The sequence below is a fragment of the Marinigracilibium pacificum genome (genome assembly GCF_012926615.1).
Lineage (GTDB): Bacteria > Bacteroidota > Bacteroidia > Cytophagales > Cyclobacteriaceae > Mangrovivirga > Mangrovivirga pacifica.
The window spans coordinates 247,174-268,098 of the sequence record NZ_JABBNU010000005.1 but is presented as its reverse complement, the minus strand read 5'-3'; the positions used below and the strand labels follow the sequence as shown (position 1 = coordinate 268,098).

Sequence of the window (20,925 nt, the reverse complement as noted above, 5' to 3'; positions counted from 1 at the left end):
AAATCACGAGATTTTTAATGCTTGACGAATTAATTCTTCCAAACTTATGGTGTTCCCGAGCTTTTTGAGAACGAGGTCAATATTTTTTTCAGCAGCAGATTTAGCAATGCCTAAGGTAGTTAACGCTGTAACGGCTTCTAATCGTATACCGGATACAGAACTTTTTCCATTATTTTCAGTTATAGCCAGTTCTAATGCTTCTTTCTTTAATTTATCTTTTAATTCAAGGATTAATCGCTGTGCTGTTTTAGCACCAATTCCTTTTACACTTTGAATCGTTTTAACATCTTCACTAACAACTGCATCAATAATTTCTGCAGCATGCATGCTTGAAAGCATCATCAAAGCAGTGCTAGGGCCTACTCCTGAAACACTAATAAGGTGTAAAAATAATACACGCTCACTTTCCTCAGCAAAACCAAATAGTGTATGAGAATCTTCTTTAATATGAAGATAAGTAAGAAGTTTTATATTTTCCTTATCTGGAATCTTCTCATATGTTTGTAATGATATTAATAAACGATATCCGACACCTGCAGCCTCTATGACTACCTGTGCCGGATCTTTATAATCTAATTTCCCTTTAATGTATGCGATCATTATTTTTGTTTTTTCGCATTATAGAGTTGTGCATCCACAACTGCTATAGCCACCATGTTTATGATCTCCCTAATGCTAGATCCTAGTTGAAGAATATGAACTGGTTTATTAGTACCTAAAAGTATTGGTCCAATACCTTCGGCACCTCCCATTTCCATTAGCAATTTATAAGCAATATTTCCAGAAGTCAAGTCAGGAAATATTAAAGTGTTAGCACCTTTTTCTGCCAGCTGACTAAATGGGTAACTATTTTGTTGAATTTCGGTGTTTAAAGCAACGTTTGCCTGTATATCTCCGTCAATTGTTAATTCAGGAAACTTCTCTTTGGCAATCTTGACTGCTTTCTGTACTTTTTCCGGGATTCTACCTGAAGAAGATCCAAAATTGCTATAAGAAAGCATGGCAATTCTTGGTTCTGCATCGAAGAATCTTACTCCTTTTGCAATAAGACCTACAAGATTCGCCAGTTCTTCAGCAGTCGGATCTACATTCACCGTAGTGTCTCCGAAGTAAAAAGTACCTTTATTATTTTTAATAATATAAATTCCAGCAACTTTATCGACTCCATCTTCAGTACCAATAACTTGAAGTGCCGGTTTGATGGTTGATCTATAGTCCTTAGTAAGACCTGAAATAAGAGCGTCAGCATCACCTGCTTCGACCATCATCGCACCAAAGTAGTTTCTATCACGAAGAAGCTTTACAGCCTCCGCTGATGTAATTCCTTTTCTTTGACGCTTTTTATACAATAATTCACCATATTCAGCTCTTTTTTCTTTTTCTATATATGGTTCGATTATTTGGCAATCTTGTAACTCAAGACCATTTTCCTCAATAAGCTCTTTGATGATCTTTTCGTTACCTAATAAAATAGGATGAGCAATTCCTTCATCTACTAAAGTTTGTGCTGCTTTAAGAATCTTGATATTATCTGCTTCAGCAAAAACAACCCTCTTTGGATCTTTTTTAGCTCTTTGAATGATTCTAGACATTAAACGGGTATCAATACCTAGTCTTTTTTGCAGATTGATATTATATTCTTCCCAGTTTGTAATGTTTATTCGAGCAACTCCAGAATCAATTGCAGCTTTAGCAACAGCTGGAGAAATAGTTGTAATCAGTCTTGGGTCAAGTGGTTTTGGGATTAAGTATTCCTTACCAAAAGATAGCGTTGGCTCATTGTATGCTTTGGTAACCATTTCAGGTACAGGCTCTTTTGCGAGTTTTGCTAATGCATAAACTGCAGCAAGCTTCATCTCTTCATTGATTTCTTTAGATCTCACATCAAGAGCTCCTCTAAAGATATATGGGAATCCCAATACATTGTTAACCTGATTAGGATGGTCTGATCTTCCTGTTGCCATGATTGCATCAGGTCTGGCCTCCATTGCATCTTCATAAGGAATTTCAGGGTCTGGATTTGCAAGGGCAAAGATTATTGGGTTATCTCCCATCATTTTTATTTGATCTTTGCTTAGTACATTCCCTATTGAAAGACCCAGAAACATATCAGCACCTTTCATAGCATCATCCATGGTATGGATATCTCTTGAAGTAGCGAACTGTGCTTTGATATCATCGAGGTTATCACGATCTTTTCTGATTACCCCTTTGCTATCGAGCATTACGATATTTTCGCTTTTGGCACCTAATGACAAATACAGTTTTGTACAAGAAACAGATGCAGCACCCGCTCCATTTACTACAATTTTCAGATCTTCAATTTTCTTTCCAGAGATCTCCAGTGCATTGATCAATGCGGCAGCAGAAATAATTGCTGTTCCATGTTGATCATCATGCATTACCGGAATATTTAGTTTTTCCTTAAGTTCTTTTTCAATAATGAAACAATCAGGTGCTTTGATATCTTCAAGATTGATTCCTCCAAAAGTTGGTTCCAGTGATTTAACAATCTCAATAAATTTTTGAGGATCATTTTCATTAACCTCAATATCAAAAACATCTATTCCTGCAAATTTTTTAAAAAGGACACCTTTACCCTCCATTACGGGTTTACTAGCTTCCGGTCCGATATCACCTAATCCTAAAACTGCTGTACCATTTGATATTACAGCCACAAGATTTCCTTTTGCGGTATATGAATATGCTTTTTCCGGATCAGCATGAATTTCTTTACAAGGTTCTGCTACCCCCGGAGAATAGGCTAATGCAAGATCCAGCTGAGAACTTAAGGCCTTAGTTGGCACAACCTCGATTTTTCCGGCAGGTTCCTGCTTATGATAGTTAAGCGCGTCCTGTTTTCTTATTTTAATTGCCATAACTGTTTGTTTGTCTCCCATGCAAAGCTATTAAATTAGCTTAAAATTGCCGTATCAAATAGCTATATTATCGTTTTATTTAAATAAAAAAAGCCACTTTTTTAAAGTGGCTTTCAATATTGTAATATGCGAATTTTATTTTTCTTCATGCATTTTAAATGATCTAAGAATTATTTCAATTCTCTTCATGGGATTCCTCTGATCAAGACCCGGAGAATATAAAAATCCTTCGATGTAATAAAGTCTGTTTCTGGACTGATCAACAAATGTATAACTTAAAAATGGGCCTCCCATTGTAACATAGTTAGATCTCCATAAGCCACGCATTTCAACAGCAAAGTTATTGTTGAAATTAACAGTGTCAATTTCAACATCAGAATAATCTTGTTCTGTAGAAATATATGTTCTAGGGTCTTTAGGATCAACATAAAAATTTTCCTTAGCAATTCTGTTTCTAAAGGCAACAAGACTGTCCTTTGTAAAAACAGATTCATCTTTGTAGTCAGTGTAATAAGCCCAAATACTATAATCTGCTTTGTCCAAGGCATTTCTAAACCAAACCATATTATCAGTTTCTTTTGCTAACATGTATTCACCAGGAATCTGCATAGAAAACTGGTGCTTTTTTATTAACTGCTCAGCAACTGATTTTTTTGGCTGATTGGCATATGTTCTGCTTCTGATAACTTTTAAATCACCTGGAACATATAACTCCCTTAATTTCTCTTTATTATCATGAAGGTATTTTATCAATAGAGCTTCATTTTCAGCATATAATAAACCAACAGTTTGGTTTTTTGAATATACATTTCGCTGAACTGAAAAATATTGTGACGGATCTTTTTTTAATTCTTCCTTCGCTTCAGAACTATATAATTCCAGAACTTCCTCAGGAGATTTTGATGTAGCTAAAATTAATACATTCCTCATCTCGCGTAAGGTACGATTCAGTCTTTGAGGGGGGATCTGGAATACATCGTATATTGGCTCTGGCCTTGGTAATCCTGGAGTGTTAACCCCGAATACCTGACCAATAGTTTCTTTAACCATTCCACTATACTGATTATCATCAGCAATGATCATCAACTGCGAAACTTCACCCGCTGCTCTAGGCAAATTGTTTGGGTTAGAATTTTCGTTAGATGACTTATCACAGGATACAATTAGGAGACCTGCAATAACTATAAAAATTGATTTAGATATGGATCTAAGCATAATGATTCTATTAGGATTTATGTAAAACTAACAATTTAGTTTTGATTATCCTATTCTTAATTGCTGACCCGGTTTAATTTTACTACCTGATGTTAGATTATTAAGTTTTTTAAGCTTGTCAACGGTTAAGCCTTCATATTTTCTGGAAATATCCCAAAGAGTATCGCCAGGTTGAACAACATGAACAGGTGAACCATCAGGAATTGGCTGCTTCTTAACTGTTGTTGATGCACTTGCAGTAGTAGAGGATTTTGAAATTGATTGACCAGGAATAATCCAAACACTTAGATTCTGGCCACTTCTGATAAGGTTTCCTCTTATTCCATTCCAAGCTCTTAAGTCAGCAACTCGAACGTGATATTTTTCAGCAATTCGGCCTAGTACCTCACCACTTCTTACTTTGTGATAAACTTTTGTTCTGCCATAAGTTGATCCAACACTGTTTCTTGCCAGGAATGCAATTCTTTCTTTTCCATCCTCTTCGATTTTAGCAAGAATCTCTGTTTTATTTTCCAGAAAGAAAGGTTTTAGGTCAACAGGAATATTTAGAGGGAAGTTCTTAGTGTCTTCCGGAAGAGCTCCATGTTTAATTTGTGGGTTTAACATTCTTAAATCGTCCGCACAAAAATTTAATTCACTTGCAATGGCATTTAAATAAACATAGTTACTCACAAGTACAGTATCTACAGCAATATTGTATTCAAGTTCAGTATCAAGGTTATGCTCATGTCTATATTTTAGAGCATAGATCATTGCATAAAACTGAGGTACGTAACTTCTGGTTTCTCTTGGCAGATATGGGTAAATCTCCCAAAAGCCCTCTTTATATCCGGATCTGCGAATTGCTTTTTTAACATTTCCAGGCCCAGCGTTATAAGCAGCTAATGCCAATTCCCAATCATTAAATATATTGTGTAAAGACTTTAGATATTTACATGCTGCGATAGTAGATTTTTCCGGATCCATTCGCTCGTCAATATAAAAATCATTGCTTAGGCCATACATTCTACCAGTTGCACCCATAAATTGCCATAAACCTACTGCTCTGGCTCTTGATTCAACTTGCGGCTTTAGTGCCGATTCGATAATAGATAAATATTTTAATTCATCAGGAAGGCCATATTCTTTTAAATACTTTTCAAAAAGAGGGAAGTATACCTCAGTCTTGGCAAGCACCTGACGAGTGTGGTTTCTGTTTCTTTCAACGAAAAATTGTATAAATCCATAAACTGTTGGATTTAATTGCATTGGAAGGTCAGTGTCGATTTGATTTATTCTTTCCTCAACTTCCGCATAATTGAAATCTGGAGAATAGTCAAAATCATACTGACTCATATTTGTGATAGTTTCATTCAAACTATCAAGTTCCTCGTCTTCCGAAAGTGCTATTTCAGAAGAAGTCAGCACTTCATTTCCAGAAGTTATAGGGAGTAAAACAATGTTTTCTTCGAATTCTTTAAGTCTCTCTTTAGAAACGGGAAGTGAATTGATCACCTTGTCCTGACCATTGATGCCCAAGAAAAAAGTGACATTAAGGAAGTAAAAAATTATAGCCTTTCTCATCTTATCAACCAATACAATAACCTTTAACTACACAATATATAATTTTTAGAAGATATATAAAAACTTTCTACAAGCTCTTAAAAAATTTTCCTGCCTGTAATATCTCCTGTTCTTTAAACGGAGCCCCTGTAATTTGAACCCCTACCGGATATCCGGATTTCTTATTTAAAAATGGAATATTCAATGATGGCAAACCACACAATGACGCCTGAACAGTAAATACATCACCTAAATACATTGCCATTTGATCTTTATCATGTTCTCCAAGTTTATATGGCTCTGTTGGAGCTGTTGGAGTCATGATGAAATCATAATCATTAAGTATTTCCAAAGTCTTATTCCTAATTAATTTCCGGGCTTTGAGAGCTTTAACGTAATAAGCATCAAAATAGTCTGCTGATAAAACAAATGTTCCCAGAATTATTCTTTTTTGTACTTCAGGACCAAAACCTTCTGTTCTCGATTTTTTATATAATAATTCGGTATTATTATCCTGCTCTGTACGGTATCCATATCTAACACCATCATATCGTGACAAGTTACTACTTGCTTCGGCAGTTGTCAGGATATAGTATGTTGGTAAAAGATAGGGTAGAAGTTCAAAGTTGATTTCTTCAACCTGATGCCCTGCTTCTTTTAAATTTTTAATCTTTTCCTCAAAGACTTCTTTTACTTCAGGAGAGAGACCCTCATGATGCAATGCCTCAGAAAGATAGGCAACTTTATATTTTTGATCGCTTTCTTCACTTAAAGTGTAGTCATTCACTGGAGCAGATGATGATGTACTATCTTTTTCATCTTTTCCTGACATTATTTCTAAAAGCAATGCTGCGTCTTCAGGACAATTAGTGAAAGTTCCAATACAATCAAAGGATGATGCGTATGATGCTAAACCATACCTGCTTATTCTTGAATAAGTAGGTTTTAGGCCCCATACATTGCAAAAAGCAGCAGGTTGTCTCACTGATCCACCGGTGTCAGTTCCTAACGCAACTGTACACATGTCAGCCTGTACCGCAACAGCACTTCCGCCACTTGAACCACCAGGTACCCTCTCTGTATCAATAGCATTTAGAGTTGGACCATAAACTGATGTTTCGTTTGATGATCCCATTGCAAATTCATCGCAATTTAGGGTTCCAATTATGATTGCATCTTCGTCAATCAAACGTTGAACTGCAGTAGCAGTATATAAAGAATTGAAACCTTCTAATATTTTGGAACCACATGTTAATTTATGGTTTTTATATGCCAAAACATCCTTAATACCAACTACAACACCGGCTAATTTTCCGGCATTGCCCGATTTGATTTTTTCATCAATAAGGCCGGCCTGGTGGAGAGCTTCTTCTTCGAATACCTCCACAAAAGCATTAAGGTGTTTTTGCTTATTAATTGAAGAAAGGTAATGCTTTACTTGTTCTACACAGTTAGCATTACCTTTCAAAATTGAATCTTGAATTTCTTTGATTGTCTTTGAAGGCACGGAATATAATTATTTCTCTACTTCTTTCTTGCTATCTTCAATTTCTTTTGAGATATCCTTAGTAGCATCTTTGAACTCACGGATTCCCTTACCCATTCCTCTGGCTAGTTCAGGAATCTTCTTTGCTCCAAATAGTAGTACTACCACAAAAGCAATTAAAATTAATTCTCCGGCTCCCGGAGTCCATGCTAAGATTAAATCTAACATTACTAAAGAGTTTTAATTTATATGTAAAATTAAACAATTTACAATCATCAACAAACACACAATCATTTATTTAAATGTTCATGTAATGTTATTAACGTAATGATAATTAATAAGTTATTAGAAAAGCTTCACTATATCCGAAATCTTTTATTTCTTTAAGTGCATCTAACGCTTCTTCTTTATTACTGTAGGGACCAAGATGATATTTAAATAAGCCCTGATTATTCTTTTTAACTATTACGGTTTGATTTATGCTTTTGGGAAGGTCCAGGTTCTTATTACCATTATTTAAAGCTGCAAGTTGAATGTAATAACCATTATTCTCCAGGTAATTAGATGATTTTAGTGAGTTTTTAGCTGGGTTGATATTTAACACTCCACTATAATTAGTTTTGAAATCAAGAAATTTATATGATCTTCTTAAAGTGAAATTTTTAAGTAGTGGAGAATACCTGTATTCTGAAACTCGGTAGTTGTTTTTTGATAATAATGACCGACTATCGGAAATGAATGTATTTAACATTGCTTTTTCACTGGGTTCGAATGGTAATTTTGAGGTTAACTCAAAATTGTCAGCCGGAATTACATGAAATCGTTTAGTTCCTTGATAATATTCTTTATAAACCCAGGTGAGATAGTGTCCTGCATCACCAAATCGAACCTCATTTGTAATAGGATTTCTATTGATTTCCAAACTTACAATCAGGCCGCCATCAGTGTATCTTTTTCTTTGGTTACTAACAAAATTCCCAAGACTATAAGCTGTAATCTTCTCTTTATTGATAGTTGGATCAAACACCCTTTTTATTGGCTGAATAACATGTGGATGCATTCCGATAACAGCATCTACACCATTATCATAAAACAACTTTTCCCATTTCAATTGTTCTTGACCAGGTAGTCTTTGATATTCCAATCCCCAGTGTACAACAACGATTATTTTGTCGGGTGAAGAAGTTTTGGCTTTTTTTATGTCGGCAATAATTATGCTTTCATCCAGTCGATTGACTATTGTTGGCGGGGAATCAGGAATACCGTTCGTGCCATAAGTATAGTTTAGTAATGCTATTTTGAAGCTATCCTTTTCAATAATTAGGGGGTATTCCTTATTACGTTCTTCTTTATTTCTAAATGTCCCGGTATGTTTAATTCCGAGACTGTCGAGAATGTCCAACGTTCTTTTAACCCCTTTTCCTCTTCTGTCATTAGAATGGTTATTTGCGGTAACAAGAATGTCAACACCTGAGTTTTTTAATGCAATAGCTAATTCGTCAGGGGCAGAGAATTGAGGATACCCTCTAAATGGAGGTCCTGCCAGAGTCAATTCCAGATTAGCAATAACCAAGTCATGATTATGAAATATTGGTGATATATATTTGAAGACCGGCTCATAATCATAGCCTTTATCTTTATAATACGCAGCATTAATTTGCGAATCATGCTGCATTACATCTCCTGTAAATAGCAATGAGATACTCTTTTCCTGACAAAATGATTCGAAGAAAAAGAATAAGAGAAGGAAGGAGAAAATTATTTTTTTGTAAGCCATATTTCAGGGTTTAACACTTGAGCACCATGTCTCACCTGGAATTTAATTTCAGAAAGGCCATCACTGTTTGTATAAACCTGACCAATAGATTGACCAGCTTTAACTTTATCACCTCTCTTTACACTAACATTTTTGATATTAGTATAAACTGTTCGGTATTCTCCATGTTGGATGATTACTACAGAACCTGCCATATCTCGGACACTTCCTTCAAAAGTAACTATCCCGTCAAACACCACTCGAACCGATTCATCAGCTTGAGTCTGAATGTTTACACCATTATTTTTTATAACTACCTGTTTTAGTACAGGGTGTTTTTGTTCTCCAAACCCTTGTGAGATAAACCCTTGTGACACAGGCCATGGCAGTCTGTTTTTATTTTCAGCAAAAGAAGCAGACAGGATTTTACCTTCCGGAGTATTTTCCATTCGAGTGTCTGAAGATTTTGAAGCTTCAGCAGCGATTAGTTTGTCTATCAAATTTGAAATTTCAACAGCTGCACGCTTATTTTTTTCAATTTCAGCAATTAGCAGATTCTCTTTTTTGCCTAGTTCTGCAATTACAGATGACTGTTTGTCTTTGAGTGTTTCAAGTTTTTCGTTTTCTGCTATTTGTTCATTTAAGAGGATTTCTTGTTCAACTCTCTTTGTTTGTTTGGAAAGTCTGTTTTCTTTGAGTAATTCTTGAACAGTTTGAATTTGATTTACCTGGGATTTTCTTGCTTCAGAGTATTGCTGAAGATATTCCATTCTTCGAACAAACTGGTTAAATGATTCTGCACTAAATAGAAATGCTAGTTTTCCGTAGGAGCTACTGTTTTTGGATAACCCATAAATCATTTGAGCATATTCTTCTTTTAGATTTTCAAGGTCACTGTCCAAGGCATCATAGAGAAGATCAATTTCGCCAATTTCAGAATCCAGAAGGCCAATTTCAGATTCTATTGCTGACATCAGCTCTCTTCTTGTCTTGATCTGCTGATTTAAAGCACTCAACTGTCCCAAAGTGTTTTTCTTTTGGGTAGTAGTTTGCTTTAAGATTTTTTCAGCTTCATTAATCTTTTTAAGAGTTTGCTGCTTTTTTTGCTGAAGTTCAGCTTTATTCTGACCTAAGGAAGCAAAAGAAGAAACAATAAATAATAATATAATTAAAAAATAGCCTTTACACATATCTATTCTACTCTGGTATATTTGTCAGGAAGACTAAAAGGAAAGCTTACGGGTTTATCCTCAAGCTCAACTTTATTATATTCTAATCCAATCTGAGCCATAAATTTAGCATTGTCCTCATAATATTCAAGATAAATCATTGAAGTAAATGCCACAGGTACTGTTTTACCCTTCGGATAATCAAAGTTTCTATATGTTACATTCAGCTTATTGGGTACGGGTGAATCCGTCATGGTAATGTTCTCAAGTTTAAGTGTAACAGAATTCACCATATTAACGACTTCTTTATCACGATAATTTTGAGTCACCTTATAAAAATTACCCGATCTTTCTATTTCAGCATCATCAAGGTCTTCTATTGGCATTTCTCCCAATAGAAGTGATTGCAATATGTCGTAGTTAACATCGAATTTATACTTCTCAGAAAGTTCCTCGAACGTAAAGACTTTATAGTTTTTATCAAGCCTGTTAATCATAATCATTGAATCACGGTTGATAAGAACTCTACCTCCTTCAATACCAATTGCAGAACCAAGAGACATCCATATAATTGAATCTTTTTTTATCCGGATATTTACAGTAGCATTTGTTTCATTGGCATCGGTTTCAAGCTTAATCTTTCCTTTAGCTTTTAAGTAGTTGAAATCGAGGTTTTCTACCTTAAGTTTTTTCTTATTACCAAAACTGAAATTTAAAGTTGAAAATTTTTTATTACATGAAGTCAATATCAAAAAAGCCATTAATATAATGGCTACAAACTTAATTTTCATATAAGCGTTGTTCTGCAATTTTTTTATCAATATACTCACTTGTCGATCCTTTACTTTTGGCAATTTGCCATTGTTCAACTGCTTTTTGCTTTTCACCTAATTTAAACAATACATCACCGTAATGTTCATAAATTGTAGCATTGGCATCTTGTGTATCTATCGCTGATTTTAGAAAGTTTTTTGCTTCTTTATATTTGCCCTGGTTAAACAAAACCCATGCATGTGTATCCAGGTATCTTGCATTGCCCGGGAATAATTTTATTAGTTTTGTAGAAAGCTCGTATGCCTTGGAAAGGTTATATTTTCTAATGGCTAAAAAATAGGAGTAATTATTAAGGACATGAGCTAACTCAGGGTTTATTTCCAATGCTTGTTCATACGATTTGTAAGCAGTTTCATATTCTTCCTGTGCATGATAGGCATCACCTTTAAGTCCGTAGAAGACAGCTTGAAGATCCTTGTCGTTATTTGTATATGGAATAGCTTGATCAAAGTATAGTGAAGCCTCCTTGTAATCTTTTAAATTTAAAGCGGCAGTACCTGCATAATAATATACTGAAGGCTGATTTGGGTAAAGAATCATAGCTTCTATAGCATGAATTTTTAAGTCTTCAAAGTACCCTAATCCATATTCGAGATTTAAAATATTCTGCCAAACTTCGAAATTATTATCATTTTTTTCAATCGCTGTCAGATATTTTGTCAAGGCAGATTTTTTATCTCCGGCTTGAAAATATATATCTCCCAGTAGTGCATGAGACTTGGGTTCATCAGGATGTGTGGCAATAATATCATTACCCATTTCAATAATAAATGGAGCTACCTCAGGGTTTTTAATTTCTTTGATATATTCAGCAACAATGTTGACTTTAGTGTCAAAATCAAGATCGGGATTTTTTACTGCATTAGTTAAAATTCTTCTGCATTCGGCTTCATTTCCTTTTTTGCGATATAATTCAGCAAGCATTACTTGCCCTTGAGCGTTATTAGGGTCATTTTCTAATAACAGATTCACCATTTCTTCTGCCTTATCAAATTGATTCAGACTCATATATAAATCTCCAAGTTCATATATGTATAAATTATTGTCTGGATAAATATTAACTAGTTTTTGTAATTCATCGGCAGCTTCTTGTTCTCTACCCATTTGAAGCAACAGTGATTTTTTCCTAAATGCAGTTTCTTTTGAAACTCCCATTTTTTGTTCTGCTTCATTTAAAATCTCTAATGCCTTTTCAAAATCTTTGCGATATTGATAAAGTGTAGCCAGATTGAAAAGGTAAACATTTGAATTAGGAATGTTTTCAAGGAGCTTTTCATAGATTTCTATTGCTTCCTTTATGTTGCCTGTCTGGGTATTGACTTCAGCAGCTAGAAGATAGATGTATTTGTTAGACTTGTCATTTTTCAACGCTTCTTCAGCAAAAGGTTTTGCTTCAAAAGGTTTACCAAGGTTCAGGTAGATTTCACCAATTTTATATAAAACAGTAGAATTATTTTTATCTACTTCCAAAGCTAATTTATAAAGCTCAATAGCAGTGTCGTATTCCTGGAGAATAAAATACTTATTTCCCTCTCCGAAAAAGTTTTCGAAAGCTCTTTTATCTTTATAATTCAGGTTTTTAGATTGACCATAAATTACAGAGCTTCCGATTATTATCAGAAAGAGAAATAAGAAGTATTTTAATCTATCCTGGTGCATTCTATTTTTTTACAACATTGTAATCGCCAATGCTTAAATCATCAGCTATTTCATGATATTGAACGAAATTTCCAATCATTGAGTTTGTAGCATTCATTCCATTTACAACTGAGTTGTTTTGAATCAGAGATGTATCAATAATACTTCTACTGATTTTCGTGTTATCTCCAATTGAGACATGGGGCCCAATAACTGAATTATTAATTTCTACATTTTCTCCGATATAAACCGGTTCGATAATGGTTGAATTTGAGATTTTGGCAGAGTCTGAAATTAGTTTTTTATCCTTGATAAAGTCTAAATATCTCATGTTAGTATTGACAGTAACGTCTTTATTACCACAATCTAACCATTCATCAACTTTGCCTGGAACGAATTTACTGCCCTTCAATCTCATGTTTTCAAGGGCATTGGTAAGTTGAAACTCTCCTTTATCCTTGATGTCATTATCAATAAGGTATTGAAGTTCGCTTCTAAGGAAGTCGCCATCCTTCATGTAATAGATACCAATAATTGCCAGATCGCTTACAAACTCTTGTGGTTTTTCTACAAAATCAGTGATAACTCCATCGTCATTAAATTTAACAACACCAAAAGCCTTTGGGTCATCTACTTTTTGAACCCAGATAATGCCATCCTTTGAGCTATCAAGAGTGAAGTCAGCTCTGAACAAGGTATCAGCGAAGGCAATAATTGTTTTTCCGGTTAACAATTCTTCAGCACATAAAATAGCGTGTGCAGTACCCAAAGCTTGCTCCTGATGATAAATGTGCCCTTTAGCTCCGAGGCTTTTTGCAATTTTTAAAAGATGCTCTTCAACTTCCTTTCCGAAATCACCGATTATGAAACCAATATTTTCAACTTTGTCATCACAAACCTCAACAATATCTTCAACAAGACGTTGAACGATAGGCTTTCCAGCAATTGGAATTAATGGTTTAGGGATTGTAAGAGTATGTGGTCTCAATCTGGTGCCGCGTCCGGCCATTGGAATGATAATATTCATACTTGGTTGTTTAGTTTTATTTAATAAAAATGGCTATTTGATCAAAAATATAAAATTTTAACCAGTTTTTACTGCGATTTTCTTTCTTTCCATAAGGAATATTAAAAGAACAATTACAGATGTGATTAATATACCTGATAATCCATTTTGCATTCCGGATTTGTCTGTAATAAAGATTATCAACCCCCCTGCAACAATGTAGCCAATGATATTTAGCCATTGGTAAGGAATTGGGAAGTGTTTATTTCCTAGTACAGCACTAAGGATAACCATAGTGAAATATGACAGGACAAGTGTAACTGCAGAAGCCCAATATCCAAATACGGGGATAAAGAAATAATTGCCAATCAGTGTAATGAAGGCTCCTGCAATACTTAATAATGTCCCAAAATAGGTTTTATCACTAAGCTTAAACCAGATACTTAAATTCACATATAATCCATATAATAATTTACCAAAAAGTAATACAGGAACAATGTAAATTGCACTTTTAAATGCAGCACTTCCTAGAAGAATGTTGCTCAAAAGCTCCAGGTTAAGACTAATGCCTACCCAAATTAATACTCCAAATACCATGAAATAATAGGTTACTTTTGCAAATAGCTCTGGAGAGTTTTTTTCTTTTGATTGAGAGAAAAAAAACGGCTCGCCTGCAAACCTGAATGCCTGAACTGCAATTCCCATTACCATAGACAATTTAAATGCTGCTCCATATACTCCTAAAGCTTCCTGAGAAGTAAGGCCCTCATAGAAGTTGTCGGGTAATCGGAGCTCCATCAGGATTTTATCCAGATTATCATTAGCCATTCCAGTTAAACCCATAGCCATGATCGGTAGAGCATAGATTAACATTGGCTTTAGGATTTTTTTTGTTAATCCAAGTTTTACATTAAACATGGATTTATATAAAATCACGATAGCTATACCATTTCCTATGAGGTTGGCAGCAAACAAATAGGGGAGGGGATTGTCAGGGTTATATATCTTGCCGATAAAGGGCTTCCATCCCGGAAATAGATTTCCTGTTAAAACCTTTTCGCATATTAAAAGGAAGAAAACCTGAATTCCTATTTGAATGAAAATACTTAATAATTTTGCAGAGGCAAACTTTATTGCTTTTCTCTGTAGCCTTAATCTAGCGAAAGGAATGGCCGTAATTGCATCCACAAAGAGTATCAGAGCTAGCCATTTTATGAATTCTGAATAATCGGCATTGCCTATTAAAGATGCCCAGTAATCTGATCCAAACCACAAGATTATTGTAAGGATTAATCCAGTAATTAGTAAGAAAGTAAAGGATTGGTTGTAAGCATCTTTTTCATTGTCTTTTGTAGCAAATCTGAAATAGGATGTCTCCATTCCCATGGTATAGATTACCAGAAAAAATGCAGTATAAGAATATAAGTAAGTATAGGTGCCATACTCACCTTCAGATAAGACACTAGTGTGTAACTTAATAAGTAGAAAATACAAAAAGCGTCCCAGAATAGTTGGAACGCCATATATTACCGTTTCACCGGCAAGTTTTTTTAGTGGATTCACTATATGTAATTATTCTCCTGTGAACTCAGGTTTTCTTTTTTCAAGAAAAGCCTGTGTTCCTTCCTTAAAATCTTTTGATTTGCAACAGTTACTAAAGCTGTTAGCTTCAGTTTGATAACCATTCTCATCATTATTATATACTGCATTAACACAATCAATTACCATGCCGATAGCCAGAGGAGCTTTGGTCATGATTTTGTTAAGTATATCTATTGATTTTGAGATTAGTTGTTCGTGATTTTCAGCAATATGATTAATCAATCCCAGACGATGAGCCTCATTTACATCAATCATATCGCCGGTGAGCATGTACTCCAGTGCTTTTCCTTTGCCAATTAATTGCGTCATTCGTTGTGTACCACCGTAACCTGGGATTACACCTAGGTTTACTTCCGGCTGTCCAAATTTTACATTTGTTGTTGCAATTCTAAGATGGCAGGCCATTGCAAGTTCACATCCGCCACCTAACGCAAAACCATTAACAGCAGCAATTACCGGTTTCGGACTACTTTCTATTCTCTGGAATATCTCCTGACCTTTTTCAGCAAAACCTCTTGCAGTCATTTCATTAAGCTGCGCTAGCTCACTGATGTCGGCTCCGGCCACAAAAGCCTTTTCACCGGATCCGGTTATTATTATAGCTTTTACCTCGTTGTTATCTAAAGCTAGTTGCATAGCCTCTTCTAACTCATCCAAGGTTTGAGAATTTAATGCATTCAGCTTATCCGGACGATTTACGGTTATGGTTAGAATAGAATCTTCTAACGACAACAGTAGGTTTTCAAATTTTTGCATAAAAGCTAAATTGTCTTTCGTTATGGTTCAAATATAAACTGGCTCGGTGTAATCACAAAATGAATAGGCCATGATTTATGGTCATCCATTTTATGCTATTTTCATAAAAATATAAATAAATATAGAATAAATAAGTGTAGTTTTGTGCTTATTCTTAGTAAATGTTGGATAATTCACCCCGGTTGATTGCTTTATTTCGTGAATTATTTTTAGCTGTTCTAGGATAATATTGGTCGTAATTAATCTATTGTTTATCGAAAGAGGAGGTAGGTATTGGTTACACCATTATACTATATGGTATCAAGAGTTATAAGAATTTCATAAACCAGCGAGATGAAGAATTTTTTAATGTTTGTAGTGCCAATGTTTATTTTGGCTTTTAATGTAGATGGGCAGGTCTGTACGTTCTTAGGTACTGATAGCGATAAATGGCAAGTTGCTTCAAATTGGAGTTGTGGATTTGTTCCCAATGGCTCCCAGGCAATTGATGAAATTATAATTTCTGCGGATGTAACCATTCCTAATAATACAACCTACAATTTTTCTTCAACTTCTATTGCGAAGATTACCATACAGTCTGGAAATACCTTGACATTTGGATCAAATTCAAAATTGATATTGCCTTCTGGTGCTGAAATAGATGTTCAAAGTGGAGCTTTACTCGAAGCTGGAAATAATAGTAGTGGTACGTTAATTGAAATTGGAGGAAATGGTGTTTGGGGACGTGGTTGTGAGTCTGATGGTTGCACCAATTCTGATTTAAATGGGCCTTTAGTAATTGATGAAAATTCTATACCAGGGAAATTGCCGGTAGAGCTAATTTCATTTAGCGGCGAATCTTACAATGATTATGTTGAGCTTGAATGGGCTACTGCTTCGGAAGAGAACTTTAATTTTTTTACTGTAGAAAGGTCACTTAACGGAATAGATTTCACTTCTGTGAATGATGTTTATGGAAAAGGTGGTAGTAGAATAAATTATTATTCTTATACGGATGAGTATTCTGTTAAACAGACAACCTATTACAGGTTGAAAGCAACTGATTACGATGGGTTTATTGAATATCACCCAATAATTGCTGTATATCCGGATGTACAGTACGGGAGTCAGGAGATAGCAGTATATCCAAATCCTCTAAATGATTTTAATAATAGATTAATAATAGATTTAAAAGATAATAATTTAGCCGGTAGTGCAAGTATGGCAGTTTTTAATAGTTCAGGGCAATTGGTTTTTGAACAAGGACTCAATGAAAGAGTAACAGTAATAAATAATCTGAATTTAAATCCAGGTATTTATGTTGCGAAAATTCAACATGAGAAAGGACAGTTTACAACAAAACTTGCAGTTGAGTAAAAATTGATTTGATCGTAATATGTGTGGAAACGCCAATCGGTACCGATTGGCGTTTTTTTATTTTTGCAGTTAATAAATTGGCAATTTGCACTCGATTTCTGTTGTTTATTTTTTAATTCTTGTAAAAATTTATTGTCAATTAACGCTAATGTCGGTAGTTCTTTTGAAATAATGACAGAATCGTTAAATTCAGCATTCCAATTTCATAACAGTACACATGGAGGATCAACAAGTAAACAAAATTCAGAAAATTCTTGTAGCTAACCGGGGAGAGATTGCAATCAGAGTATTCCGGGCTGCATCGGAGTTAAGTATCCGAACAGTAGCAATTTTTACATTTGAAGACAGGTATTCACTTCACAGGTATAAGGCAGATGAGGCCTATCAGGTTGGGGCTGACGACGACCCTTTAAAGCCATATCTTGATATAGAAGAAATCATCAGTGTTGCCAAAAGAGAAGGTGTTGATGCTATTCACCCAGGATATGGATTTTTGTCCGAAAACACCACATTTGCGAGAAGATGTAGAGAAGAAGGAATAATTTTTATCGGGCCGACTCCTGAGGTGATGGAGAAACTTGGAGACAAAGTTGAGGCTAAGAAAGTTGCAATAGAGAGTAATGTTCCAATTATCGAGGACTCTAAGGAAAAGTTAGTTTCTTATGAAATAGCACTAAAGGAAGCAAATCGTATCGGCTATCCTGTTATTGTTAAGGCTGCTGCAGGTGGCGGAGGTCGCGGGATGCGTGTTGTTAAGGATGATAAACAGTTAGAAGTAGCTTTTCATGAAGCAAAAAATGAAGCAAAGAATGCATTTGGTGATGACACCATCTTTTTAGAAAAGTTTATCGATAGCCCTAAGCACATTGAAGTGCAGATAATGGCTGATAATTACGGAAATACTGTTCATTTGTATGAAAGGGATTGTTCCGTTCAAAGACGTTTTCAAAAGGTAGTTGAAGTTGCTCCATGTGTTAGTATAAAACAAGAAACTAAAGACAAGCTTTATCAATATGCATTAGCATTAGCTAAGAATGTAAATTATAATAATGTTGGTACTGTCGAGTTTCTAGTTGATGCAGATGAGAATATTTATTTTATCGAAGTAAATCCTCGTATCCAGGTAGAGCATACAATTACTGAAGAAATAACCCAGATTGATATAGTCAGGTCTCAGATCCAGATTGCCAGAGGGTATGCTTTGGCTGATCCAAGAATTTATATAAGGAGTCAGGATGATGTTAAATGCGAGGGGTATGCTATACAGTGTAGGGTTACAACTGAAGATCCAGCTAATAATTTTAAGCCTAATTATGGTACAATCATAGCCTACAGAAGTGCTGGTGGGTATGGTATCAGGTTAGATGCTGGTAACTGTTATACCGGAGTAAAAGTATCTCCTTTCTTCGATAGTATGCTTGTTAAGATTTCAGCAAGTGGAAGAACCTTGAAAGGAACGGCTCAACGTCTGGATAGGGCGCTTCGGGAATTCAGGATCAGGGGAGTAAAAACTAATATCGGATTCCTTGAAAATGTAATTAGACATGAAATATTCTACACTGGAAAAGCTACAGTGAAGTTTATTGAGGATCATCCTGAATTATTTGATATCGGAATAAAGTTTGACAGAGGTACAAAGATGTTGTCATATCTGGCAGACGCTACTATAAATGGTAATCCTGATGTAAAATATGTAGATAGATCAAAGACTTTTGTAACTCCAAAAGTTCCTGAATATCCAAAATTTGCCTCTCATCCGGCAGGAAGCAAAGATAAGCTGACTGAATTAGGTAGAGAGAAATTTATAGAGTGGTTAAGAAATGAAAAGGAAATAAAGTATACTGATACAACATTTAGAGATGCTCACCAGTCACTTTTAGCAACCCGATTCAGGACTCATGATATGATGAAGGTTGCGGAGGGGTTTGCAAAAAATCACCCAAATGTTTTCTCAATGGAAGTTTGGGGTGGAGCTACCTTTGATGTTGCTTATAGATTTTTAAAGGAAGATCCTTGGGAAAGATTACGTTTGCTAAGAGAGGCAATGCCTAATATCTTGCTGCAAATGTTGCTTAGAGGATCTAATGGTGTAGGATATAAAGCCTATCCGGATAATCTTATAGTTAAGTTTATTGAAGAATCTGCTGAGACAGGTATTGATATATTCAGGATATTCGATTCACTAAACTGGGTTGAGAATATGCAAACCAGTATCAAAGCTGTTGTTGAAAGAACAAATTCTTTGGCTGAAGCTGCAATTTGCTATACTGGCGATATCATGGTTCCGGATAGTAAATACAATCTTCAATATTATGTCGATATGGCAAAGAAGCTTGAGGATTGTGGAGCGCATATTCTTGCAATTAAAGATATGGCCGGACTGCTTAAGCCTTTTGCTGCTGAAAAATTAATTCCGGCATTGAAAGATGCAGTGGACATGCCGATTCATTTACATACACACGATACTTCATCAATTCAATCTTCGACTTATTTAAAAGCTATCGAGTGTGGTGTTGATGTTGTTGATGTTGCTTTAAGTTCAATGAGTGGTCTTACTTCACAACCTAATTTCAACTCTTTAGTTGCAGCACTTGAAGGCCACGAAAGATCTCAAAGTTTTGATCTTGAAAGTCTGAATGCATATTCCAGATATTGGGAGGAAGTAAGAGAGTATTATTATCCTTTTGAATCAGGATTGAAGGCAGGTACAGCTGAGGTTTATGAAAATGAGATTCCGGGAGGTCAGTATTCTAATTTGCGTCCACAAGCAAGAGGGCTTGGTCTGGAAGACAAATTTGAGAAAATAAAGAAGAATTATGCAGAGGTAAACAAAATGTTTGGAGACATAGTAAAGGTAACACCTTCATCTAAAGTTGTGGGTGATATGGCTCTTTTCATGACTTCGAATAATTTGACTCCGGCAGATGTTCTTGAAAAAGGAGCAGGTTTGTCATTCCCTGATTCTGTTGTTTCTTTTTTTAAAGGAGATTTGGGACAACCTCATGGTGGATTTCCGGAAGCATTAAGCAAAATTGTTTTAAAAGGAGAGAAGCCATTCCATGATCGTCCTAATGCACATCTTGAACCGATTGATTTTGATAAGGAATTTAAGGAATTCAAAAAGGAGTTTGGTGAAAGTGTAACCTTCAAAGAATTCTTGTCTTACAAATTATATCCTAAGGTGTATAGGGATTACCATGTATTCAAAGAAGTATATGGTAATGTAGATTATCTTCCTTCGACCGCATTCTTTTATGGAATGAAAGTTGGAGAAGAAATTTTAGTTACCATAGGTAGAGGTAAAACCCTAATTGTTAATCTTCTATATATATCTGAGCCTGATGAAAAGGGAATGAGAACTGTGAGTTTTGAGCTTAATGGGCAAAGCCGACGTATCTTGATTCGCGATAATAGTGTGAAATCACAAGTTGTGGTGAATAAAAAGATAGAAAAGGAAGGTGATGTTGGAGCTCCATTACAAGGTAGGTTAGCCGATATTAAGGTTAAAAAAGGAGATAAAGTCAAAGAAGGACAAATTTTATTTGTAATTGAGGCAATGAAAATGGAATCTAATGTAACTGCCCCAAAAGCTGGTGAAGTTGGTGGAGTTTATCTGCAGCCCGGAGCAATGGTTCAACAAGATGATCTCGTTGTAGAATTGAAATAATCATAATAAAAAAAGAGGC

The 20,925-nt window shown here is 35.2% G+C and carries 15 protein-coding genes; 2 read left to right on the top strand and 13 right to left on the bottom strand.

Translation table 11 applies throughout. The features are described 5' to 3' along the window. Positions 1–3 precede the first annotated feature (3 nt). The 13 genes from ruvA to HH304_RS09585 all read right to left on the bottom strand — a co-directional run bounded on the left by ruvA (position 4) and on the right by HH304_RS09585 (position 15,883). Positions 4–600 (bottom strand): Holliday junction branch migration protein RuvA, encoded by a 597-nt coding sequence (gene ruvA, locus HH304_RS09645; protein WP_169680807.1) that lies wholly within the window; start codon positions 598–600, stop codon positions 4–6. Beyond that, positions 600–2,879: an NADP-dependent malic enzyme gene (locus tag HH304_RS09640; protein WP_271711574.1), complete on the bottom strand. Its 2,280-nt coding sequence runs from the start codon at positions 2,877–2,879 to the stop codon at positions 600–602. Before HH304_RS09640 ends, ruvA begins: the two co-directional genes overlap by 1 nt. Before the next feature lie 135 nt (positions 2,880–3,014). Continuing rightward, positions 3,015–4,094 (bottom strand): DUF4837 family protein, encoded by a 1,080-nt coding sequence (locus tag HH304_RS09635; protein WP_169680805.1) that lies wholly within the window; start codon positions 4,092–4,094, stop codon positions 3,015–3,017. A 45-nt stretch (positions 4,095–4,139) separates the two neighbouring features. Then, complete coding sequence (locus tag HH304_RS09630) at positions 4,140–5,657, bottom strand: lytic transglycosylase domain-containing protein (protein WP_169680803.1); 1,518 nt, start codon at positions 5,655–5,657, stop codon at positions 4,140–4,142. Between the two features lie 67 nt (positions 5,658–5,724). Continuing rightward, entirely contained in the window at positions 5,725–7,143 is a 1,419-nt protein-coding gene (gene gatA, locus HH304_RS09625) for an Asp-tRNA(Asn)/Glu-tRNA(Gln) amidotransferase subunit GatA (protein ID WP_169680801.1), read from the bottom strand. Positions 7,144–7,152: 9 nt separating this feature from the next. Next, a complete protein-coding gene (locus tag HH304_RS09620) occupies positions 7,153–7,350 on the bottom strand; it encodes a Sec-independent protein translocase subunit TatA/TatB (protein ID WP_169680799.1) in 198 nt (65 codons plus the stop codon). Positions 7,351–7,456: 106 nt separating this feature from the next. Continuing rightward, positions 7,457–8,899 carry a CapA family protein gene (locus HH304_RS09615; protein ID WP_169680797.1) on the bottom strand — a complete coding sequence of 481 codons (1,443 nt, stop codon included), beginning with the start codon at positions 8,897–8,899 and terminating at the stop codon, positions 7,457–7,459. Next, on the bottom strand, positions 8,881–10,068 hold the full coding sequence (locus tag HH304_RS09610; protein ID WP_169680796.1) for a murein hydrolase activator EnvC family protein: 1,188 nt from the start codon (positions 10,066–10,068) through the stop codon (positions 8,881–8,883). Before HH304_RS09610 ends, HH304_RS09615 begins: the two co-directional genes overlap by 19 nt. 2 nt (positions 10,069–10,070) lie before the next feature. Next, a complete protein-coding gene (locus HH304_RS09605; protein WP_169680794.1) occupies positions 10,071–10,838 on the bottom strand; it encodes a DUF4292 domain-containing protein in 768 nt (255 codons plus the stop codon). Then, complete coding sequence (locus HH304_RS09600; protein WP_169680792.1) at positions 10,828–12,540, bottom strand: tetratricopeptide repeat protein; 1,713 nt, start codon at positions 12,538–12,540, stop codon at positions 10,828–10,830. The genes HH304_RS09605 and HH304_RS09600 overlap by 11 nt, the downstream gene beginning before the upstream one ends. A 1-nt stretch (position 12,541) precedes the next feature. Next, the gene (locus HH304_RS09595) at positions 12,542–13,546 is read right to left on the bottom strand and encodes a sugar nucleotidyltransferase (RefSeq protein WP_169680790.1); all 1,005 of its coding nucleotides are present in this window, start codon (positions 13,544–13,546) and stop codon (positions 12,542–12,544) included. Between the two features lie 57 nt (positions 13,547–13,603). After that, positions 13,604–15,088 carry a lipopolysaccharide biosynthesis protein gene (locus tag HH304_RS09590; protein WP_169680789.1) on the bottom strand — a complete coding sequence of 495 codons (1,485 nt, stop codon included), beginning with the start codon at positions 15,086–15,088 and terminating at the stop codon, positions 13,604–13,606. 9 nt (positions 15,089–15,097) lie between these two features. Beyond that, positions 15,098–15,883 (bottom strand): enoyl-CoA hydratase/isomerase family protein, encoded by a 786-nt coding sequence (locus HH304_RS09585; RefSeq protein ID WP_169680787.1) that lies wholly within the window; start codon positions 15,881–15,883, stop codon positions 15,098–15,100. Between the two features lie 333 nt (positions 15,884–16,216). Between HH304_RS09585 and HH304_RS09580 the strand changes: the two genes are divergently transcribed. Beyond that, the gene (locus tag HH304_RS09580) at positions 16,217–17,239 is read left to right on the top strand and encodes a T9SS type A sorting domain-containing protein (RefSeq protein ID WP_169680785.1); all 1,023 of its coding nucleotides are present in this window, start codon (positions 16,217–16,219) and stop codon (positions 17,237–17,239) included. Positions 17,240–17,456: 217 nt separating this feature from the next. Further along, on the top strand, positions 17,457–20,906 hold the full coding sequence (locus tag HH304_RS09575) for a pyruvate carboxylase (protein ID WP_169680784.1): 3,450 nt from the start codon (positions 17,457–17,459) through the stop codon (positions 20,904–20,906). The last annotated feature ends 19 nt before the right edge of the window (positions 20,907–20,925 follow it).